Raw genomic sequence first — 17,424 nt, 5'->3', positions numbered from 1 at the left:
TACCTCGTTTCGTTATTATTTATGGTGGTATAGTACATGATAATGTTGATGCAAATCATCGACAGTATGAGCATCTGAACCAAATACATATGGTAATTCAATGGCTCGACAATACGCCATGAAAGATAGAGGCGGATAAGACTCCTGACAATATTGTTTGCTAAGTCCAGCACTATTTAAGTCCAACTCACAGCCTGTTTGCTTCATAACAGCTAAAATTTCTTGAATACGCATCGTGTCATTTATTTTTTCACCATGGGCTAGCTGAAATTTATGAATAAGCGATGGATGCCCAATGCGTTTTGGTTTATATGGGCCAAGATCTGCCTTAATAGATTGTAGAACAGTATCATAATATAAGTTATAGGTTTGTTCAACAGAGCCCACTTTTTTTGAAAAATCGATAAAATTCTCAGGTGAAAAGTCGATGCATGTATAGGTATCTTGCCATTGTAAGAAATGGACAGATAAAATGGCATCATCTAAAAAGTGCCCATAAGTATCCAGGAATTGACGAGTTTCCTGTTCAAAGCCTATGATATAGTCAACCTCTAACCCAATTCGTATGCGAATATCCTGTGCATATTGTTTTTTGAGGTGCTGTAACTCTTCAAAATAAGGTATCAAGTGATCTGGATGCATACCGCTATCTTGCTGGGGAGTAGGGTCCACGAAGTTTTTGGGTAATGGGGCATGCTCTGTAAATGTGATATCTGTGAAACGATAAGAAATTGCTTTTTCAACATATTGAATAAATGAATCTGAACTACCGTGTGGACAATAAGGACTATGTATATGCCCGTCGCGTTTCATAATTTACCACTCCTTTAGCTCTATAGATGTGCTATTAAAAATTTTTAAAATAGCGAAAATGCAGATTTCCGTAAAACACTTAAATTTTAGTACAAAAGGCGAAAACATAGTATATAATAAATACAACTAGCCAATTCGTTTATTGTAGAATAGGGGGCTTACGATGGAGTATATCATCATTCCGATTATCCTACTATTAATTTTAGCCATAGTAGGATTTATGATGCGAAGAAAACATGTTGCAATTATTGCAAAACTTGAACATGAAAAATTACAAATTCAACATAAACCTATCAATGAGGAAATTTCAAAAGTCAAATCTTTAAACATGAATGGTGAAACAGAAGAGATGTTTGAACGATGGCGCAATACTTGGGATGAAGTCATTGATGTACATATGACGAAAATTGACTCATTACTATTTGATGCTGAAGAACAAATTAATCGACTTCGTTTTAAAAAAGCGAGGTTAATAGAGCGTGAAATAGAGGACTATATTCAAAAGTGTGACCAAGATAAAGATAAAATCTTAGAAGAACTGAATGAATTAATTGGTAGCGAAGAAAAAAATCGCATTGAAATTGAACAATTAAAAGAATATTATCGCTCTGCAAGAAAAACATTGCTCGCTCATCAGCATTCATTTGGTGTAGCTTTACCTGCCCTTGAGAAAAATTTAGAGACATTTGTTCAAAAATTTGACGAATTTGATGTTCTGACAAATGAAGGAAATTATCTGCAAGCACGTGAAATTGTTATTAGTTTAAACCAAGAATCACAACAAATATTTGACTATATTAACGATGTTCCTACGATCTTAACAGAATTACAAGTAAAGCTTCCGGGGGCAGTGCAAGAATTGCGTAATGGGCAGCGTGAAATGGAAGAACAATCGTATTATTTGCAGCATTTAGAGTTAACCGAAGCATTAAATAAGTATGAAAAAGAATTTGCTTCATTAAAAAGTGGCTTAGCAGCGCTGAAGATAGCTATTGTGAAGCCTCGCGTAGCAGAAATAAATGAAGAAATTGACCATTTTTATGATTTGCTTGAAAAAGAGGTTATTGCGAAAAATTATGTCGATCAAAATTGTGATCGCTTATTAAGCTCTATTACAAATATTATTGCTTCGACTAAATTAGTGGGCGAAGAGGCAGCTTATGTACAGCAAAGCTATCATCTAAATGAAAAGGATGCTGAAGTGCCGAAGATAGCACTCAAGCAGTTAGAGGCATTGCAACGACGCTATGATTTATTAGCAATGCGTGTTAGGGAGGAACAATCTGCTTACTCTAGCTTACAGGAGGAGCTAATCGAGATTAGTGAAGAGCTTGAACGTATTCATGAGGAGCAAGAACATTTATCCAATACAATGAAGAAGCTTCGGATTGATGAAAATAAGGCACGTACACAAGTTGAAAAATTAAAGAAAATACTACAAGAAACAGACCGCATATTAAATAAGGCAAATATTCCAGGAATCCCTGAGGAGATGGATGCACGCCTTGATGAAGCGGCGGAACATATTTATTTAGTGATGCAAAGCTTACAAGAAGTGCCACTGAATATGGGAACGGTTCATAATAACTTAAATGCAGCAACACTTTGTGTAGAGGATGTTAACGCAAAGGCGCATGAATTAATCGAAAATGTGATGTTAATTGAACGTATTATTCAGTATGGTAATCGCCATCGTGGTACAAATCCAAAATTGAATATGCGTTTAACAGAGGCGGAGGAGGCATTCCATCAATTTCGTTATGTAAAGGCATTAGAGGAAGCAGGAACAGCCGTGGAAGAAATGGAGCCAGGTGCGTTAAAGCGTATTCAGGAAATTGTTGCAGAAGAAACCATGTCAAAATAATTGAAAAACATAGAAACTGTCTAAAAGTATAGCGATTACTTTTAGACAGTTTTTTTGGTTTCACTTATGAATAATCGTTAAAGTTAGTGGTCATTCCTTCGAGATTGCGTTATGATAAATACCGTTAAATCAACGTGGTGAAAGTGTGTGAATAGTAATGAATAAGGCAATTTATTTAGATAATAGTGCGACAACCAAGCCTTTGCAAGAGGTGATGCAAACTTTTATGACTGTTAATGAACAGTATTATGCGAATCCTGCGTCCATTCATGCTATGGGTGTTGAAGCAAATGACTTATTAATGCGTGCGCGTGAGCAAGTAGCAGATATTTTGCAGACAGAAGCAAAGAATGTGCTATTTACTTCAGGTGGTACAGAATCGAATAATGCAGCAATTTTTGGAGTAGCACGCAGTAATACGCATATCGGTAAGCATATTTTAACAACAGAAATTGAACATCCTTCTGTTTTAGAGGCAATGAAAGAGCTTGAAAAGGAAGGGTTTGAGATTGAATATCTTCATATTGATAACCGTGGTATGATTTCATTAGAAGAACTACGGACAAAAATACGTAAGGATACCATTTTGGTAAGCATTATGCATGTCAATAATGAAATGGGAGCGATCCAACCTATTTTTGATGCAGGGAGCATAATTCATGAAATGAGTCGAGCTATTTTTCATGTAGATGTGGTACAAAGCTTTGGCAAATTAGCCGTGTTCTTTAAAGGAGAAGATGGTCCAGATTGTCTATCCATTTCTGGTCATAAAATTCATGGCCTTAAAGGTTCAGGTGTATTAGCATTTCGTAAACCAATGAGATGGCAGCCCTATGTGGTGGGCGGAGGTCAGGAATTTGGATTGCGAAGTGGAACCGTAGCTGTCCCACAGGCTGTTGCTTTATCAAAAGCAGCACGGCTAGCAGTTGAAATAATGGAAGAACGTACGAAAAAATATCGACAATGGCAGGCAGATATTTGTACGCAGCTACAGAGCTATGGAGAGGCTGTGCATATTTTATCGAACCCGCAAGGAGCAGCCCATATTTTATCGTTTAGTGTACGTGATCTAACAGGAGAAATTATTATTAATGCTATGCAAAAGCAAGGTATTATTGTTTCTACATCAAGTGCTTGTTCATCCAAACAAACAAAGACAAGCCATGTTGTGGAAGCTTTACATCTTGAGGAGCATTATAAAAAAGGTGTTATTCGTATCAGCTTTGGTGCACATAACACAAACGAAGATATTAAAAAGTTTAAACAAGCATTAGCAAAAGTAATGATAGAGCTTAAAGGAGAAATAAACAAATGATTTGGAAAGAGATTTTAATTCGATATGGCGAGCTTTCAACAAAGGGTCGTAATAAAATGGATTTTATCCGCCGCTTGCGTGAAAATATTCGTCATGCCTTTGCAGATTTAGGACATCTGCATATTCGTACAGAGCGAGACCGCATGTTTATTGCAATTGAAAATGAAACACAAATGCAGACGCTTATAACAGGATTGCCTAAAATTTTTGGTATTCAATCCTTTAGCCCTGTCGCTGCATGTGAAAAAGATATAGAAAGCATGAAGCAGCTTGCTGTAACAATTATGGATACATTTAAAGAAGCCCAACATACATTTAAAGTAGAAGTTAAACGTACAGATAAAACATTTCCCTTAGAGTCACATGCCATTCAGCGTGAGATCGGTGGCTATGTTTTACCACAATTTCAAAATTTATCTGTCAAAGTGAAGCAGCCTGATATTGAACTACGTGTAGAAGTGCGTCATGATGCCACATATATGATGGCCCAAGTCATTGCTGGCGCAGGTGGAATGCCTGTAGGGTCTAATGGAAAATCATTATTAATGTTGTCAGGTGGTATCGATAGCCCTGTTGCGGGTTATTTAATGATGAAGCGAGGTGTGCGTTTAGAAGCGATACACTTCTTTAGTCCACCATACACAAGCCAAAATTCATTAGAAAAAGTAAAGGTGCTTGCTAATGAATTAACGAAATTTGGTGCAAGTATTCGTTTACATGTTATTCCGTTTACAGAAATACAAGTTTTAATAAAAGAAAAAGTGCCTTCAAATGTATCAATGACAACAACGCGTCGTATGATGCTAAAAGTAGCTGATCAAGTACGTAAGGAAATTGACGCTCTTGCCATTGTCACAGGTGAAAGTCTCGGACAAGTAGCAAGTCAAACGCTTGAAAGCTTGACTGCTATTAATGCTGTAACTAATACACCGATTTTACGTCCATTAATTTCAACAGACAAATTAGAAATTATTGATATTGCAGAAAAAATCGGCACATATGAAACATCTATTCAGCCATTTGAAGATTGCTGTACTATCTTTACACCTGCTAGTCCAAAAACAAAGCCAAAGCTTGAAAAGGTAGAGCATTATGAAAGCTTCTCCGATTTTGATGAACTGATTGCACGTGCCGTTAAAAATCGTGAGGTCTATATTTTCCCTAAGAAAGAAGAACAACAAGATAAATTTGCAGATCTGTTATAAGGTTTTAAAAGCCGTCTCAAAGCCCATTTTGAGACGGCTTTTTTGTATGGCTGTTGATATTCCATTAGAGGTACAATTTACCTCTAAAATTTTCGTATTAAAAATCTAATATCGCACATTCTATATTCACAAGGAGGTGAGAGACATGACTTCAAACAACAACCGTAATTCAAACCAGCTTGCAGTACCTGGTGTACAACAAGCACTTGATCAAATGAAATACGAAATTGCACAAGAATTTGGTGTTCAATTAGGAGCTGAAGCTTCAGCTCGTGCTAACGGTTCCGTTGGCGGTGAAATCACTAAACGTCTTGTACAAATGGCAGAATCTCAATTAAAAGGTATGCCAAACAACAACCAATAATTGCGAAAATAAGCAATTATTAAACGTAAAACCAGTGTCCGTAACAGGCACTGGTTTTAGTTTGTTTATATATAGCTTTTTTTATTCTCTCCAAACAATGACTTAAACATAGCTACTGTATGGGGAATATCCTTACTACCACAAAGAGCAGAAATAACAGCAATACCATCCGCCCCCGCTTGGAGAACTGATGGTGCATTGAAGCAATTGATGCCCCCGATAGCAACTATAGGAAGTTCAGGGCTTTTACTACGTACACTTTGTAAAAATGTTGTACCACTTGGTGGATTGGCATCGCTTTTTGATGTCGTAGCAAAAATTGGGCCAATTCCTACATAATCTACCCCATATTGTTTGGCAGTTTGTAATTCGGCTTCAGAATGAACGGATACACCAAGAATCATCTGCCCAATTTTTTCCCGAATTTTACATACAGGAAAATCCTCTTGACCAATATGGATTCCGTCCGCCCCAAGCTTTATCGCAAGCTCTACATCATCGTTGATAATAAATGGTACATGATATTGTTGACACAGCTTTTGACAATGCCGTGCAAAGTCTTCATATGCCTGCCCTGTTAATGCGTTGGGACCTTTCTCACGTAGTTGAAACATGGTAATGCCATGCTGTAAAGCCTTTTCCAGAACAGTGATTGGCTCCTCATGAACACAATTACCTGTTCCCATTATAAAATAGAGCTGTAAATCTTTACGATTCATAAATAGTCACCTCACATGATTTTTTGTCGTTCTGATAAGCAAAATGATTTGTTGGTCCATGTCCGTGACCTAGTGCTAAATCATGTGTGATTGCCAATTGAATAAATTTTTTAGCTTCAATTATCGCTTCTTTGATCGAAAGACCACGCCCTACAAAAGCTGTTAATGCTGCGGAAAATGTACAGCCAGTGCCATGTGTATTTTTTGTCGCAATACGAGGTGTTTGCATTGAAAAAGCTTGCCCATCTTGGAAAAATACATAGTCAATGGCATTTGTTGTATCTGCTAAATGCCCGCCTTTGATAATCGCACAGTGTACACCTGTTGCTAATAGATGGTCAGCAGCTTTTTTTATATCAGCGATTGTGTTGATTTTTTTGCCTGTCAATGTTTCAGCTTCCGGAATATTTGGCGTGACAATAGTTGCGATTGGCAGTAAATAATGGATAATAGCATCAATGGCTTCTTGCTGTAATAAACTTTCGCCACCTTTGGCAATCATCACAGGATCAACAATAAGTGGTATGTTTGTATCAGCTATTACTTGCGCAATTGTATGAATAATAGCTGAGGAAAATAACATGCCTGTTTTGACAGCACTTATTGAAAAATCATCAAGCAATGCCTGTAGTTGTTGTTTTACAAAAGCTGCCTCAATTGGCAGAACACCTGAAACACCTCGTGTATTTTGAGCAGTTAAAGCTGTAATAACGGTTGTTCCAAACACTTTTAATTCCTGAAAGGTTTTTAAATCAGCCTGTATGCCAGCACCGCCACCACTATCAGAACCAGCGATTGTTGTCACAATGTGCATTATTGCTCACCGCCCTTGGATAGACGACCTAGTTCATTTAACACAGCAATTTGAAAATCACCTATATATTGTGTAGAAGCAGCAGCTTGCTCGGCAATTTGTTTATAAAGCTTTAGTATCTCAGCTAACTGATGATAGGGCTGCTGATCAGCTACATAAGCAGCACAACAAATAGCACTTAAAAGGCAGCCTGTTCCAGTGACCTCTGTCATTTGGGCATTTCCACCTGCAATCCATTGCTGCTGATTGCCATCTGTGATAAAGTCCTTTTCACCTGTAACAATGACGATACATTGATACAGCTTGGCCACTTTTTTTGCTTCATCCTCTACAGAAATAGAGCCTGTTCCACTATCTACACCCTTTTGCTGCCATTCTACATGAGCAATTGCCGCAAGTTCTCCAATATTGCAACGAATAGCTGCAAATTGAATTTCTTCGAGTAGGTATTGTACAGCTTGTTTACGGTAGTTTGTTGCACCAGCGCCTACTGGATCTAACATAACAGGGATACCAAGCGCATTTGCCCTTTTTCCAGCCAGTAACATAGATTTTTTCATGGTATCATTCAGTGTGCCGATATTAATTAATAAGCTTGAGGAAATTTTTACCATTTCCTCCACCTCATCGTTGCCATCAGCCATAACAGGTGAAGCACCAATTGCTAATAGTCCATTTGCTTGGAAGTTTGCGACGACATAATTTGTAATGCAATGAATTAATGGATTTTTTTGCCGAATTTTTTGAATAATCATTATAGGTCCTCCTTATTGGACGAACGTAAGCATGCAAAAAGGCCCTTTTTGTGTAAAAATACACGCAAAAGAGCCCTTCATCAATAAAAATAGATGGATATTGCTCCCTACGCCAGTATTAACTAACAGGTTCAAAGGGTCAGGTTTTACCTTCTCAACTCATAATGAGTCCCCCTGCAATCTTGTTTTCAGTTGACCAAAATGTACCATACTTTTTTAGCTTGTTCAAGAGAGAATTCATATGAATATGACCGATACCATATAACTAAATATGATAGTTGTCATGACTTTTGGTAAATTGAACGCAAAGCATTGAAAAACACAAAATAGGAGATTTATAATGTGTCATAACAAAAGGGGGCATTTGCCGTGAAAAGACAAGATTTGATTGCACCAGAATGGTATAATATTACAGAGGAAATTGAAAAATATGCACAGGATACAACTAAAAATGCATTAATTATTTGTGATGAACATCAAGAGGTTCAATGGATTACATACACGCATTTACTTGAAAGGGCCAATCAGGCAGCACATGTTTTTACAAAACAAGGCTTAACAAAAGGTGATGTGATACTAGTGATGGTACCACGCTCTGTCGAAGCCTATATTGTTTATATTGCTGCTTTAAAAGCGGGTTTAACGATTATTCCAAGCTCAGAAATGTTAAGAACCAAAGATATTGACTATCGCATTCAACATGCAAATGTACAAGCTATTATTGCCTATGAGCCTTATATTGAACAATTTGATAAGGTGGAAAATTTACAGGGTATACAGCAATTTGTAATTGGTAATGCACATGAACCATGGCAACCATTACTAGAAAATATGCAATATCAATCAACAACTTACATAAATCCTACTCCAACCAAAAGCACAGATATTGCTTTTTTAGCCTATACAAGTGGTACAACAGGTAATCCTAAAGCCGCAGTCCATAGTCATAGCTGGGGCTATGCACATTTACGTACATCAGCTCCCTATTGGTTAGGTGTCCAAGAGAATGATATTGTTTGGGCTACAGCAGCACCTGGCTGGCAAAAATGGATATGGAGTCCGTTCCTTGCTACATTAGGAAGTGGTGCAACAGCATTTGTCTATAAGGGGAAATTTGATGCAGCTACTTACCTAACATTGCTTGAAAAGTTCAATATTAATGTTCTATGTTGCACACCAACGGAATATCGTTTTATGGCAGCACTTGATCATTTACAGCGATATAATTTAAGTGCCGTTCGTCAGGCTGTGTCAGCAGGTGAGCCTTTAAATAGTGAGGTGATTAAAGTATTTTCAGATGTTTGTCATGTACAAATACGAGATGGCTATGGTCAAACTGAAAATACATTACTTGTTGGTACAATGGTGGGAATGGAAACAAGAGCTGGTTCGATGGGAAAACCAACACCTGGCAATACAGTAGACATTATTAATGACGAAGGTCAGCCAGTTGCTGTCGGAGAAGTGGGAGATATAGCCGTCCACCGAGCAACACCTGCACTCTTTAAAAAATATTTAAAAGACCCTGAACGTACACATTTACAATTCCGTGGTGATTGGTATATTACAGGAGATCGTGCCTATAAAGATAAGGATGGCTACTTTTGGTTTGAGGGGCGAGGTGATGATGTCATTATTTCTTCAGGCTATACAATTGGCCCATTTGAAGTGGAGGATGCCTTAATGAAGCATCCAACTGTCAAAGAAGCGGCTGTTATAGCAAGCCCTGACAAGGTTCGAGGAAATATTGTCAAGGCATTTATTGTTCTTCATCAGGGTGAAATCGGTGATCAGCAGCTTATGCAAACACTTCAGCAGCATGTAAAAACATTAACAGCACCCTATAAATATCCTCGTGCCATTGAGTTTGTAGAAGAGCTACCAAAAACCTCTTCAGGGAAAATTCGCCGTGTCGAATTACGACAACAAGAAGCGAAACAACTTGAATATACATCATTTCCTAGGAAATAATATCGAAAATCAAAGTTTATGTAAGCGCATGGACTTTGATTTTTTTTATGATTTTGGTAAGGTATTATAAGGAAATAAATAGTATCAAGCTTTTTAGCTCTTTATTAAAAGTATTGTGTAGAGGAATTGGAGCATGACAATAAAGTCAATCTTTTGCGATGCTGAGTAGCTAAATTTTTGCGTATTATTTCAAGAGAATGAAACAATTAAGGTAATCATTCGTATTACATGTTAAGGAGGCGGAAAAACATGAATGTAAAAAGATGGGTTGCTTTAGTAGTGGCAGGTGTTCTTTTGCTGTTTTCATTAGGCATTAACACTATTTTTGCGCTATTTAAGTCAGACTTCTTAGGAAATTTTGATAGCCTAATGGCAGGAAATAATTTAGATGTTTATGAAAATGTCATTGAAGGCAATAATTTTGATAAACGCATTGCTTATTTAAAGGTAGATGGTACGATTCAAGATATTGGCTCAGGTACACTTTGGCAGCCAGTAGCATATGACCATCAGTTTTTCTTAGAGCAATTGGATAATATTTTATATGATGACTCTATACAGGGTGTTGTATTAAGTGTTAACTCACCAGGTGGTGGTGTAAAAGAATCAGCAGATATTTATAAAAAACTTGTAAAGATTAAAGAGGAACGACAAATTCCAATTTATGTATCAATGGATTCAATGGCAGCGTCTGGTGGTTATTATATTGCAGCACCAGCAGATAAAATATTTGCCCACCGCGATACAATTACAGGCTCGATTGGTGTCATTATGCAATCGATTAACTATCAAGCATTGGCTGAAAAAGTGGGGGTTAAATTCGAAACGTTTAAATCAGGTGCACATAAGGATATGCTAAGTCCAATGCGCGAAGTGACAGCAGAGGAACGTGCAATGATGCAAGATATGATTAATGAAACATATGAGGAATTTGTAGATATTGTAGAACAGGGACGTAATATGTCTGAAGCAGATGTTAAGAAAGTTGCTGATGGTCGTATCTTTGGTGGTACAAAAGCGCTTGAGGCAGGCTTGATTGATGAAATCGGTGATGAAGAGGCAGTAATTGCTGCGCTACGAGCGGACTATGGATTGGAAGATGCTGCTTTATTTGAATACGCTTATGATACGGGCGGCTGGCAATCCTATGTTGGGATGAAAATTGGCTCTATATTTGGCCCATCAGCCGAGGAAAAAATGCTAATGAAGATTATGACAGACTATAGCGCACCTAAAATGATGTATTTATATGGTGAATACTAAGGGGGGAGTACGATGACAAACAATGAAATTGTTATGCAAGGTTCACCCTCTATGGAAAATAATGCTGTGATTGAGCCATCAGACGTCTCCATAAAATCTAAAAGCTACACTCTAAAAACAGCAGGCTTTTGGATTCGATTTTGGGCATTTTTATTAGACGGCTTCATTGTCTCCGCTGTCGTTGGAATACTAATAAATCCTATTTTTTATCTCATGGATTGGTCTTTGTCGGAATCTGTGTGGTATGCACCGATCTCTATTATTACAGCGATTCTCTATTATAGCTATTTTATACTGATGACAAAATTTTTCGGGCAAACATTGGGGAAAATGGTTTTTGGCTTACGTGTTATCTCATTAAAGCATGATCAGCTTACTTGGTCAGATGTGCTATTCCGAGATTGGATTGGCCGTATTATCAATAATATTTTTATGCCACTCTATATATTGGTCGTTATTTTGCCAGAAAATCAAGGTTTGCATGATTATTTTGCTGATACAACAGTAGTACATGAAAAAGTCTATATTGAAAAGGCGGAAGCGCCAACGATAGTATCACAACAAGAGGAAATTATGGTAGCTCATGAACAAGAGGAAAAAGTAGAACTTGCGAAGTTAGAAGGAAAAAATGAACAATAAGTATCAAGGGGCTGTGCTAAAAGTGAAAATCTTTTTGCATAGCCTTCTTTAAATTATTATCATTCTTGGCACAAGGGGTTTGTCCCACAAGAGACATTTCGGCTAAACTTTTTACGCAGTATCTTTTCATACAGTGAGTTGTCTGAGTTGCAATGAATTCCCTTCATTTAGTAATATGAATACATATGATGATGAGGAGGCGTTTAGATGGCACAAGTAACATTTAAAAATGGTCCAGTAACACTAGTAGGAAATGAAGTAAAGGTGGGCGACCAAGCACCAGATTTTACAGTATTGGCGAATGACCTATCACCTGTAACATTAAAAGATTCAGAGGGTAAAATTCGTTTATTCAGTGTTGTACCATCATTAGATACGGGTGTATGTGATGCACAAACACGTCGTTTTAATGAAGAAGCAGCCGATCTAGGTGACAATGTAGTAATCTATACAGTATCTGTAGACCTTCCATTTGCTCAAAAACGTTGGTGTGGTGCAGCAGGTATTGATGCTGTTCAAACGGTTTCAGATCACCGCGACCTTTCATTTGGTGAAGCATATGGTGTGTACATTCAAGAATTACGTCTTCTGACACGTGCAGTATTTGTTGTGGATGCAAATAATAAAGTGACATATGTTGAATATGTATCTGAAGCTACAGATCATCCAAACTATGAAGCGGCCATTGCAGCTGTCAAAGCACTAGCATAATAAGCTGCTTTTAGGCTAAGATAATACTAGACAAAGGGGCTGTGACGAGTGTTTGTCACGGCTCTTTTCTGCGTGAAAGGAAGTTAGATATGGAAAATATCGAGAAGTTATTTGGTTTGCTAAATGAGCATGCCGAAAAAACCGAAAAAGAACACAATGTAACATTGCTAGAAGGATTATTAGATGGTTTAGAAGCATGGCTCGATGGCGAAGTTGATTTTTCTCAAAAAGATGCTACAAAAGAGGATATTCGTAAAGCTATTCAAATTGCTATTTTAAAGGGGATGCGCAAAGGCTCACAGCCGAATCATCAAATGACTCCTGATACTTTAGGGTTATTAGTGGGCTATTTGGTGGAGCAAATATTTGCAGAGCGTCTTGAAAATGAAAAGATCTCGATCATGGATCCAGCAGTAGGCACAGGCAATTTATTACTGACGGTCATGAATTTATTAGATGGAAAAGTGGAAGCAACAGGTGTAGAAGTTGATGAACTACTCATTCGTCTTGCTGCGGCTACTGCTGATTTAACAGAACAGCCTATTTCTTTATACCGTCAAGATGCCTTAGAGGATTTATTGGTAAATCCAGTTGATGCCGTTGTTTGTGATTTACCTGTAGGTTATTATCCAAATGAAGAAGTGGCGCTCGATTACGAATTATGTGCGGCTGAGGGGATGAGCTATGCCCATCATTTATTTATTGAGCAATCAATGAACTATACAAAGGATGGCGGTTATTTATTTTTCCTTGCACCATCTCATCTTTTTGATTCAGAACAGTCTAAGCAATTACACAAATACATGCAAAAGCATGCATGGATTCAAGCTATTATTCAATTACCCGATTCTATATTTGCTAATAAGGCATTAGAAAAGAGCATTGTAATTTTGCAAAAGCAGGCGAAGGAATTGAAAGCCCCGAAAGAAGTGCTATTAGCAAAAGTGCCGAATATGCAAAATAAACAGGCACTAGCCTTATTTTTTGAAAAAGTAAGGCTGTGGAAAGAAGGCCAGTGAGGGCTTATAAAAACAACATAAATAAAAAAGGTATCCTATATAAGTGGGATACCTTTTTATGTACTGCTTATTAGTTTTCTGGTGTACGGATAACAAGTACGTCACATTTAGCTGAACGTACAATTGCTTCAGACACTGAACCGATTAGGAAGCGTTCAACTGCATTTAAACCAGTTGCACCACAAATAATTAAATCTGCGTCTACAACATTAGAAAGCTCTTTTGTAATGATATTTTTCGGAGAACCGTATTCGATTACAAGATTAACGTTCGTTAAACCTGCATCCTCAGCTTGTTTTTTGTAGCCATTTAATAGTTCCTCAGAAAATGCTTGTGCACGCTCTGCGATGGAGCGGTCATATGCCTCGATTGCCGCGAATGAACGAGTATCGATAACATTCACTAAATTTAATACAGAACCCTCATTACGTTTTGCAACATCAATTGATTTACGAAATGCATATTCAGCCTCTTTTGAACCATCTACTGCTACAACAATGCTTTTATAATGATTAGCCATTTGAATAACCTCCCTAATTTGTATATGTTGATTATACCAAATGATTTTCTAAAGGAAATACTTTCCGACAGAAAAAATGTAAAAAAGTGAACTAATTTCACATAGAAGTATAATTATCTAATTCCCACTATTTATAGTGTGTAAACGTTTTTTATTGTTTTACCTTTTCATTCATGTTCTTACTTCTTCCCTGCTCTAAGCTTGTTAATTAGTTTTTTGATATAATAATTTAAGTTAGAATTAATCGTTTGAATATTTAGCATTTTGAAAATGTTAGGAATTTTATTTGTTTTGATTTTAGTTAAAGCTTTTTTAGTATTTGTTTGGTAATATGGAATTGTAAGCGATTCATCAATTCATCGTTAGACAAGTGATGCTGATTTCTTAGGTATGGAAGGGGATAGGAAACAATGAAGATTGGTATTCCAAAAGAAATTAAAAACAATGAAAATCGTGTAGCAATGACACCAGCAGGAGTTGTCACATTAACACATGCTGGTCATGAGGTGTTTATTGAAACAGGAGCAGGCTTGGGTTCAAGCTTTACAGATGCCGACTATATCGTAGCTGGAGCTCAGATTGTGCAAACTGCAAAAGAAGCATGGTCCCAAGAAATGATTATGAAGGTAAAAGAGCCTGTAGCTTCTGAGTACGATTATTTTTATGAGGGTCAAATCCTATTCACATATTTACACTTAGCGCCAGAGATTGAGTTAACTCAGGCACTTTTAAATAAAAAGGTTGTAGGTATTGCCTATGAAACGGTTCAATTAGCAAATGGTTCACTACCATTGCTTACACCAATGAGTGAAGTAGCGGGTAAAATGGCTACACAAATTGGTGCGCAATTTTTAGAGAAAAACCATGAAGGTAAAGGTATTTTACTAGGCGGTGTGTCAGGTGTACCACGCGGTAAAGTAACGGTTATCGGTGGTGGTATTGCAGGAACAAATGCTGCAAAAATCGCCGTTGGTATGGGAGCAGATGTAACAGTTATTGATTTAAGTGCTGAACGTTTACGTCAATTAGAAGATATGTTTGGTCGTGATGTTCAAACATTAATGTCTAATCCGTATAATATTGCAGAATCAGTGAAAAGCTCAGATCTAGTTATTGGCGCTGTTTTAATCCCAGGCGCAAAGGCACCAAAGCTAGTATCTGAAGAAATGATTCAGTCCATGCAACCAGGCTCTGTCGTAGTCGATATTGCGATTGACCAGGGCGGTATTTTTGCCACATCTGATCGTGTGACAACGCATGATGATCCAACATATGTGAAACATGGTGTTGTACACTATGCTGTAGCCAATATGCCTGGAGCAGTTCCACGTACATCAACAATTGCCTTAACAAACAATACAATTCCATACGCACTGCAAATTGCCAACAAAGGCTATAAACAGGCTTGCCTAGATAATGCTGCACTGAAAAAAGGTGTAAATACATTGGATGGACAACTTGTTTATAAGGCAGTAGCAGATTCACAAGGGTTACCATATGTGAATGTGGATGAGCTAATTCAATAAATAGAAAAAGGAAGCCTGTTCAAAGTGCTTCCTTTTTATGTTGTTAACGTTTAGGTGGTAGATATAGAGTAAAAGCATAATAATTCATGTATCTTTTTAAGCTAAATGAAGCAGGAGGATTAGATGAAAAAAATTAACGTAAATCCTATTCAAGCTGATATAAGAAAACTTTTACCCTTTGCAACTTTGGACAAGAATATCGAACATGAATATGGACTATATATGCAATCACCCATCAGAGAATTATATGGGCGCTATTTGAAAGAGTGTTATCGGCTGTATAGGCATAGAATTTTCAGGTCCAAAGCACTGTGAAATAAAGCATATCGCAGTATCTCCAAGCTGTAGAGGAGAGGGGATAGGAAGTGAAATGATTGATTTCATTAAAGATAAGTATACACTACTTGTAATTGCTGCTGAAACTGATAAGATGCTGTAGATTTTTACAAAAAATATGGTTTCAAAGCTTTGAGCCTGGGGGAAAAGTACCCTGGCGTAGAACGTTTTGCATGTGTTTTAGAAAGCAGATAAATTAGCATGCAAGTCTTTTCACTAACAAAAAAACGAACGAACCAATGTGAAACGCTCATAGAGTATTTAGGATCGTTCGTTTTTTCTATTTATAAATAAAGCAGCTAGTTAGGCTTCAATCCTTTTATAGAACAATTAATTCTTTTGGGAATTTTGTTAGAACCTCCACGCCATCTTTCGTCACCACAACATCATCCTCGATACGCACTCCTGTTACATCAGCTTTATAAACCCCTGGCTCAATCGTAAAGACCATGCCTTCCTCCATCGTCATCTCATTTGCGCCCGTAACGGACGGGAATTCATGCACAGAAATGCCAAGACCATGCCCAAGACGGTGCGTGAAATATTCACCATAGCCTGCTTCTGTGATTGTGTCGCGTGCAATTTTATCTAAGTCCATCGCACGAATACCTGGTTTCACGGCTGCGACAGCATTTGTATTGGCGGCTAAAACAGCATGATAGATTTCTTTCTGCGCTTCACTTGGCTCGCCAAAGACAACAGTACGTGTAATATCTGAGCAATAGCCCTCGTAAATAACGCCAAGGTCAAATAACACCATATCGCCTTTTTCGATTTTACGAGCACCTGGTTTGCCGTGAGGTGATGCTGTTTTTGGGCCACTCAATACCATTGTTTCAAAGGACATTTTACAGCCTTTATCTTGAATAGCCCTTTCAATTACTGTAAGAATTTCCATTTCTGTTTTCCCCTCAGCAATTTCCTTGCAACCGATTTCAATAGCGTAGTCAGCAAGCTCGGCAGCCTTTCGCAATTTATCTAATTCATTTTTATCTTTAATGACGCGCATTGCATTTATTTTTTCATCGAGACGAACAAAGCTTACTTGTGGAAAAGATTGCTGCAACGCCTCGAAACGTTCCACGATAAGTTGTGCTTTTTCAACGGCAAATGTAGCTGGTTGTACTTGACGTGCTATTATAGCCTGAGCAAGAATTTCCATGGCATTATCGGTATCTTGATGGCCAATAACCTCATAAGGCCATCCTGCATTCTTCGCATCTGGAATCTCCATTTGTGGACAAATTAGAAAAGGTTCAGCCTCTTTAAAAATCATTACACCTAGTAATCTTTCATGTGGATTACTGTTAAAGCCTGAAACGTAAAAAACATTGTCAGGTGTAGTGATAAATGCTGCGTCAATGCTGTTTTGCTGTAAATAATTTTGAATTTCTTCAACCTTTGACATAAATATGTCCTCCTTTAATTGCATGGGGAATTTTTATGACAAAGCATCGGCTACTGTTATTAACGATGCTTTATCTTATAAATTGAATAATTGTGTTCTAACAGGGTATAGAATTGTTAGAGAATTCTACGATTATTCTCTGTACAAGCATATCAAAAAAAGGGAAAACGCGCATGAATAGC

The 17,424-nt window shown here is 37.5% G+C and carries 17 protein-coding genes and 1 riboswitch; of the genes, 11 read left to right on the top strand and 6 right to left on the bottom strand.

Going from position 1 to position 17,424, the window contains the following annotated elements; translation table 11 throughout:
* Positions 1 to 15: 15 nt before the first annotated feature.
* A complete protein-coding gene (hisJ, locus tag MHB44_RS16540; RefSeq protein WP_341300076.1) occupies positions 16 to 813 on the bottom strand; it encodes a histidinol-phosphatase HisJ in 798 nt (265 codons plus the stop codon).
* A 163-nt stretch (positions 814 to 976) separates the two neighbouring features.
* Here hisJ and ezrA point away from each other — a divergent pair, with 163 nt between their 5' ends.
* From ezrA to MHB44_RS16520, 4 genes are all read left to right on the top strand, one after another.
* A complete protein-coding gene (ezrA, locus tag MHB44_RS16535) occupies positions 977 to 2,677 on the top strand; it encodes a septation ring formation regulator EzrA (RefSeq protein WP_341300075.1) in 1,701 nt (566 codons plus the stop codon).
* 157 nt (positions 2,678 to 2,834) lie between these two features.
* Positions 2,835 to 3,992 (top strand): cysteine desulfurase family protein, encoded by a 1,158-nt coding sequence (locus MHB44_RS16530; RefSeq protein WP_341300074.1) that lies wholly within the window; start codon positions 2,835 to 2,837, stop codon positions 3,990 to 3,992.
* The gene (gene thiI, locus MHB44_RS16525; protein ID WP_341300073.1) at positions 3,989 to 5,197 is read left to right on the top strand and encodes a tRNA uracil 4-sulfurtransferase ThiI; all 1,209 of its coding nucleotides are present in this window, start codon (positions 3,989 to 3,991) and stop codon (positions 5,195 to 5,197) included. Before MHB44_RS16530 ends, thiI begins: the two co-directional genes overlap by 4 nt.
* A 145-nt stretch (positions 5,198 to 5,342) precedes the next feature.
* Positions 5,343 to 5,561 (top strand): alpha/beta-type small acid-soluble spore protein, encoded by a 219-nt coding sequence (locus MHB44_RS16520; protein WP_053996474.1) that lies wholly within the window; start codon positions 5,343 to 5,345, stop codon positions 5,559 to 5,561.
* A gap of 65 nt (positions 5,562 to 5,626) precedes the next feature.
* Here MHB44_RS16520 and thiE read toward each other — a convergent pair whose 3' ends face one another.
* The 3 genes from thiE to thiM are packed head-to-tail and all read right to left on the bottom strand — an operon-like array spanning position 5,627 to position 7,849.
* Positions 5,627 to 6,280, bottom strand: a complete 654-nt coding sequence (gene thiE / locus MHB44_RS16515) for a thiamine phosphate synthase (protein ID WP_341300072.1) — start codon at positions 6,278 to 6,280, stop codon at positions 5,627 to 5,629.
* Complete coding sequence (gene thiD, locus MHB44_RS16510; RefSeq protein WP_341300071.1) at positions 6,270 to 7,094, bottom strand: bifunctional hydroxymethylpyrimidine kinase/phosphomethylpyrimidine kinase; 825 nt, start codon at positions 7,092 to 7,094, stop codon at positions 6,270 to 6,272. Before thiD ends, thiE begins: the two co-directional genes overlap by 11 nt.
* A complete protein-coding gene (thiM, locus tag MHB44_RS16505; protein WP_341300070.1) occupies positions 7,094 to 7,849 on the bottom strand; it encodes a hydroxyethylthiazole kinase in 756 nt (251 codons plus the stop codon). Before thiM ends, thiD begins: the two co-directional genes overlap by 1 nt.
* An 87-nt stretch (positions 7,850 to 7,936) precedes the next feature.
* Positions 7,937 to 8,035: riboswitch (TPP riboswitch) on the bottom strand.
* A gap of 183 nt (positions 8,036 to 8,218) precedes the next feature.
* Between thiM and MHB44_RS16500 the strand changes: the two genes are divergently transcribed.
* The 5 genes from MHB44_RS16500 to MHB44_RS16480 all read left to right on the top strand — a co-directional run bounded on the left by MHB44_RS16500 (position 8,219) and on the right by MHB44_RS16480 (position 13,452).
* Entirely contained in the window at positions 8,219 to 9,820 is a 1,602-nt protein-coding gene (locus MHB44_RS16500; protein WP_341300069.1) for an acyl--CoA ligase, read from the top strand.
* Positions 9,821 to 10,069: 249 nt separating this feature from the next.
* A complete protein-coding gene (gene sppA / locus MHB44_RS16495) occupies positions 10,070 to 11,083 on the top strand; it encodes a signal peptide peptidase SppA (RefSeq protein ID WP_053996469.1) in 1,014 nt (337 codons plus the stop codon).
* Positions 11,084 to 11,095: 12 nt separating this feature from the next.
* Positions 11,096 to 11,722 (top strand): RDD family protein, encoded by a 627-nt coding sequence (locus MHB44_RS16490; protein WP_341300068.1) that lies wholly within the window; start codon positions 11,096 to 11,098, stop codon positions 11,720 to 11,722.
* A gap of 207 nt (positions 11,723 to 11,929) precedes the next feature.
* Entirely contained in the window at positions 11,930 to 12,433 is a 504-nt protein-coding gene (gene tpx, locus MHB44_RS16485) for a thiol peroxidase (protein WP_341300067.1), read from the top strand.
* Positions 12,434 to 12,522: 89 nt separating this feature from the next.
* A complete protein-coding gene (locus MHB44_RS16480; protein ID WP_341300066.1) occupies positions 12,523 to 13,452 on the top strand; it encodes a class I SAM-dependent methyltransferase in 930 nt (309 codons plus the stop codon).
* 70 nt (positions 13,453 to 13,522) lie between these two features.
* On the opposite strand, the gene MHB44_RS16475 is transcribed toward MHB44_RS16480, so the two are convergent.
* Positions 13,523 to 13,972, bottom strand: a complete 450-nt coding sequence (locus MHB44_RS16475) for a universal stress protein (protein ID WP_053996465.1) — start codon at positions 13,970 to 13,972, stop codon at positions 13,523 to 13,525.
* Between the two features lie 410 nt (positions 13,973 to 14,382).
* Between MHB44_RS16475 and ald the strand changes: the two genes are divergently transcribed.
* Entirely contained in the window at positions 14,383 to 15,498 is a 1,116-nt protein-coding gene (gene ald / locus MHB44_RS16470; RefSeq protein WP_341300065.1) for an alanine dehydrogenase, read from the top strand.
* A gap of 271 nt (positions 15,499 to 15,769) precedes the next feature.
* Complete coding sequence (locus MHB44_RS16465; RefSeq protein WP_341302991.1) at positions 15,770 to 15,937, top strand: GNAT family N-acetyltransferase; 168 nt, start codon at positions 15,770 to 15,772, stop codon at positions 15,935 to 15,937.
* A 216-nt stretch (positions 15,938 to 16,153) separates the two neighbouring features.
* Here MHB44_RS16465 and MHB44_RS16460 read toward each other — a convergent pair whose 3' ends face one another.
* A complete protein-coding gene (locus tag MHB44_RS16460) occupies positions 16,154 to 17,242 on the bottom strand; it encodes a Xaa-Pro peptidase family protein (protein ID WP_341300064.1) in 1,089 nt (362 codons plus the stop codon).
* Positions 17,243 to 17,424 lie beyond the last annotated feature (182 nt).

Origin of the sequence: Lysinibacillus sp. FSL H8-0500 (assembly GCF_038051955.1) — a bacterium.
In the GTDB taxonomy this organism is placed as follows: Bacteria; Bacillota; Bacilli; order Bacillales_A; family Planococcaceae; genus Lysinibacillus; species Lysinibacillus macroides.
Note: the sequence above shows the minus strand (reverse complement) of the source record. Positions and strands in the feature narration are given on the sequence as shown.

Coding starts and splice junctions, on each gene's coding strand:
- hisJ (WP_341300076.1), bottom strand. CDS start 813: ATGAAACGCGACGGGCATATACATAGTCCTTATTGTCCACACGGTAGT.
- ezrA (WP_341300075.1), top strand. CDS start 977: ATGGAGTATATCATCATTCCGATTATCCTACTATTAATTTTAGCCATA.
- MHB44_RS16530 (WP_341300074.1), top strand. CDS start 2,835: ATGAATAAGGCAATTTATTTAGATAATAGTGCGACAACCAAGCCTTTG.
- thiI (WP_341300073.1), top strand. CDS start 3,989: ATGATTTGGAAAGAGATTTTAATTCGATATGGCGAGCTTTCAACAAAG.
- MHB44_RS16520 (WP_053996474.1), top strand. CDS start 5,343: ATGACTTCAAACAACAACCGTAATTCAAACCAGCTTGCAGTACCTGGT.
- thiE (WP_341300072.1), bottom strand. CDS start 6,280: ATGAATCGTAAAGATTTACAGCTCTATTTTATAATGGGAACAGGTAAT.
- thiD (WP_341300071.1), bottom strand. CDS start 7,094: ATGCACATTGTGACAACAATCGCTGGTTCTGATAGTGGTGGCGGTGCT.
- thiM (WP_341300070.1), bottom strand. CDS start 7,849: ATGATTATTCAAAAAATTCGGCAAAAAAATCCATTAATTCATTGCATT.
- sppA (WP_053996469.1), top strand. CDS start 10,070: ATGAATGTAAAAAGATGGGTTGCTTTAGTAGTGGCAGGTGTTCTTTTG.
- MHB44_RS16490 (WP_341300068.1), top strand. CDS start 11,096: ATGACAAACAATGAAATTGTTATGCAAGGTTCACCCTCTATGGAAAAT.
- tpx (WP_341300067.1), top strand. CDS start 11,930: ATGGCACAAGTAACATTTAAAAATGGTCCAGTAACACTAGTAGGAAAT.
- MHB44_RS16480 (WP_341300066.1), top strand. CDS start 12,523: ATGGAAAATATCGAGAAGTTATTTGGTTTGCTAAATGAGCATGCCGAA.
- MHB44_RS16475 (WP_053996465.1), bottom strand. CDS start 13,972: ATGGCTAATCATTATAAAAGCATTGTTGTAGCAGTAGATGGTTCAAAA.
- ald (WP_341300065.1), top strand. CDS start 14,383: ATGAAGATTGGTATTCCAAAAGAAATTAAAAACAATGAAAATCGTGTA.
- MHB44_RS16460 (WP_341300064.1), bottom strand. CDS start 17,242: ATGTCAAAGGTTGAAGAAATTCAAAATTATTTACAGCAAAACAGCATT.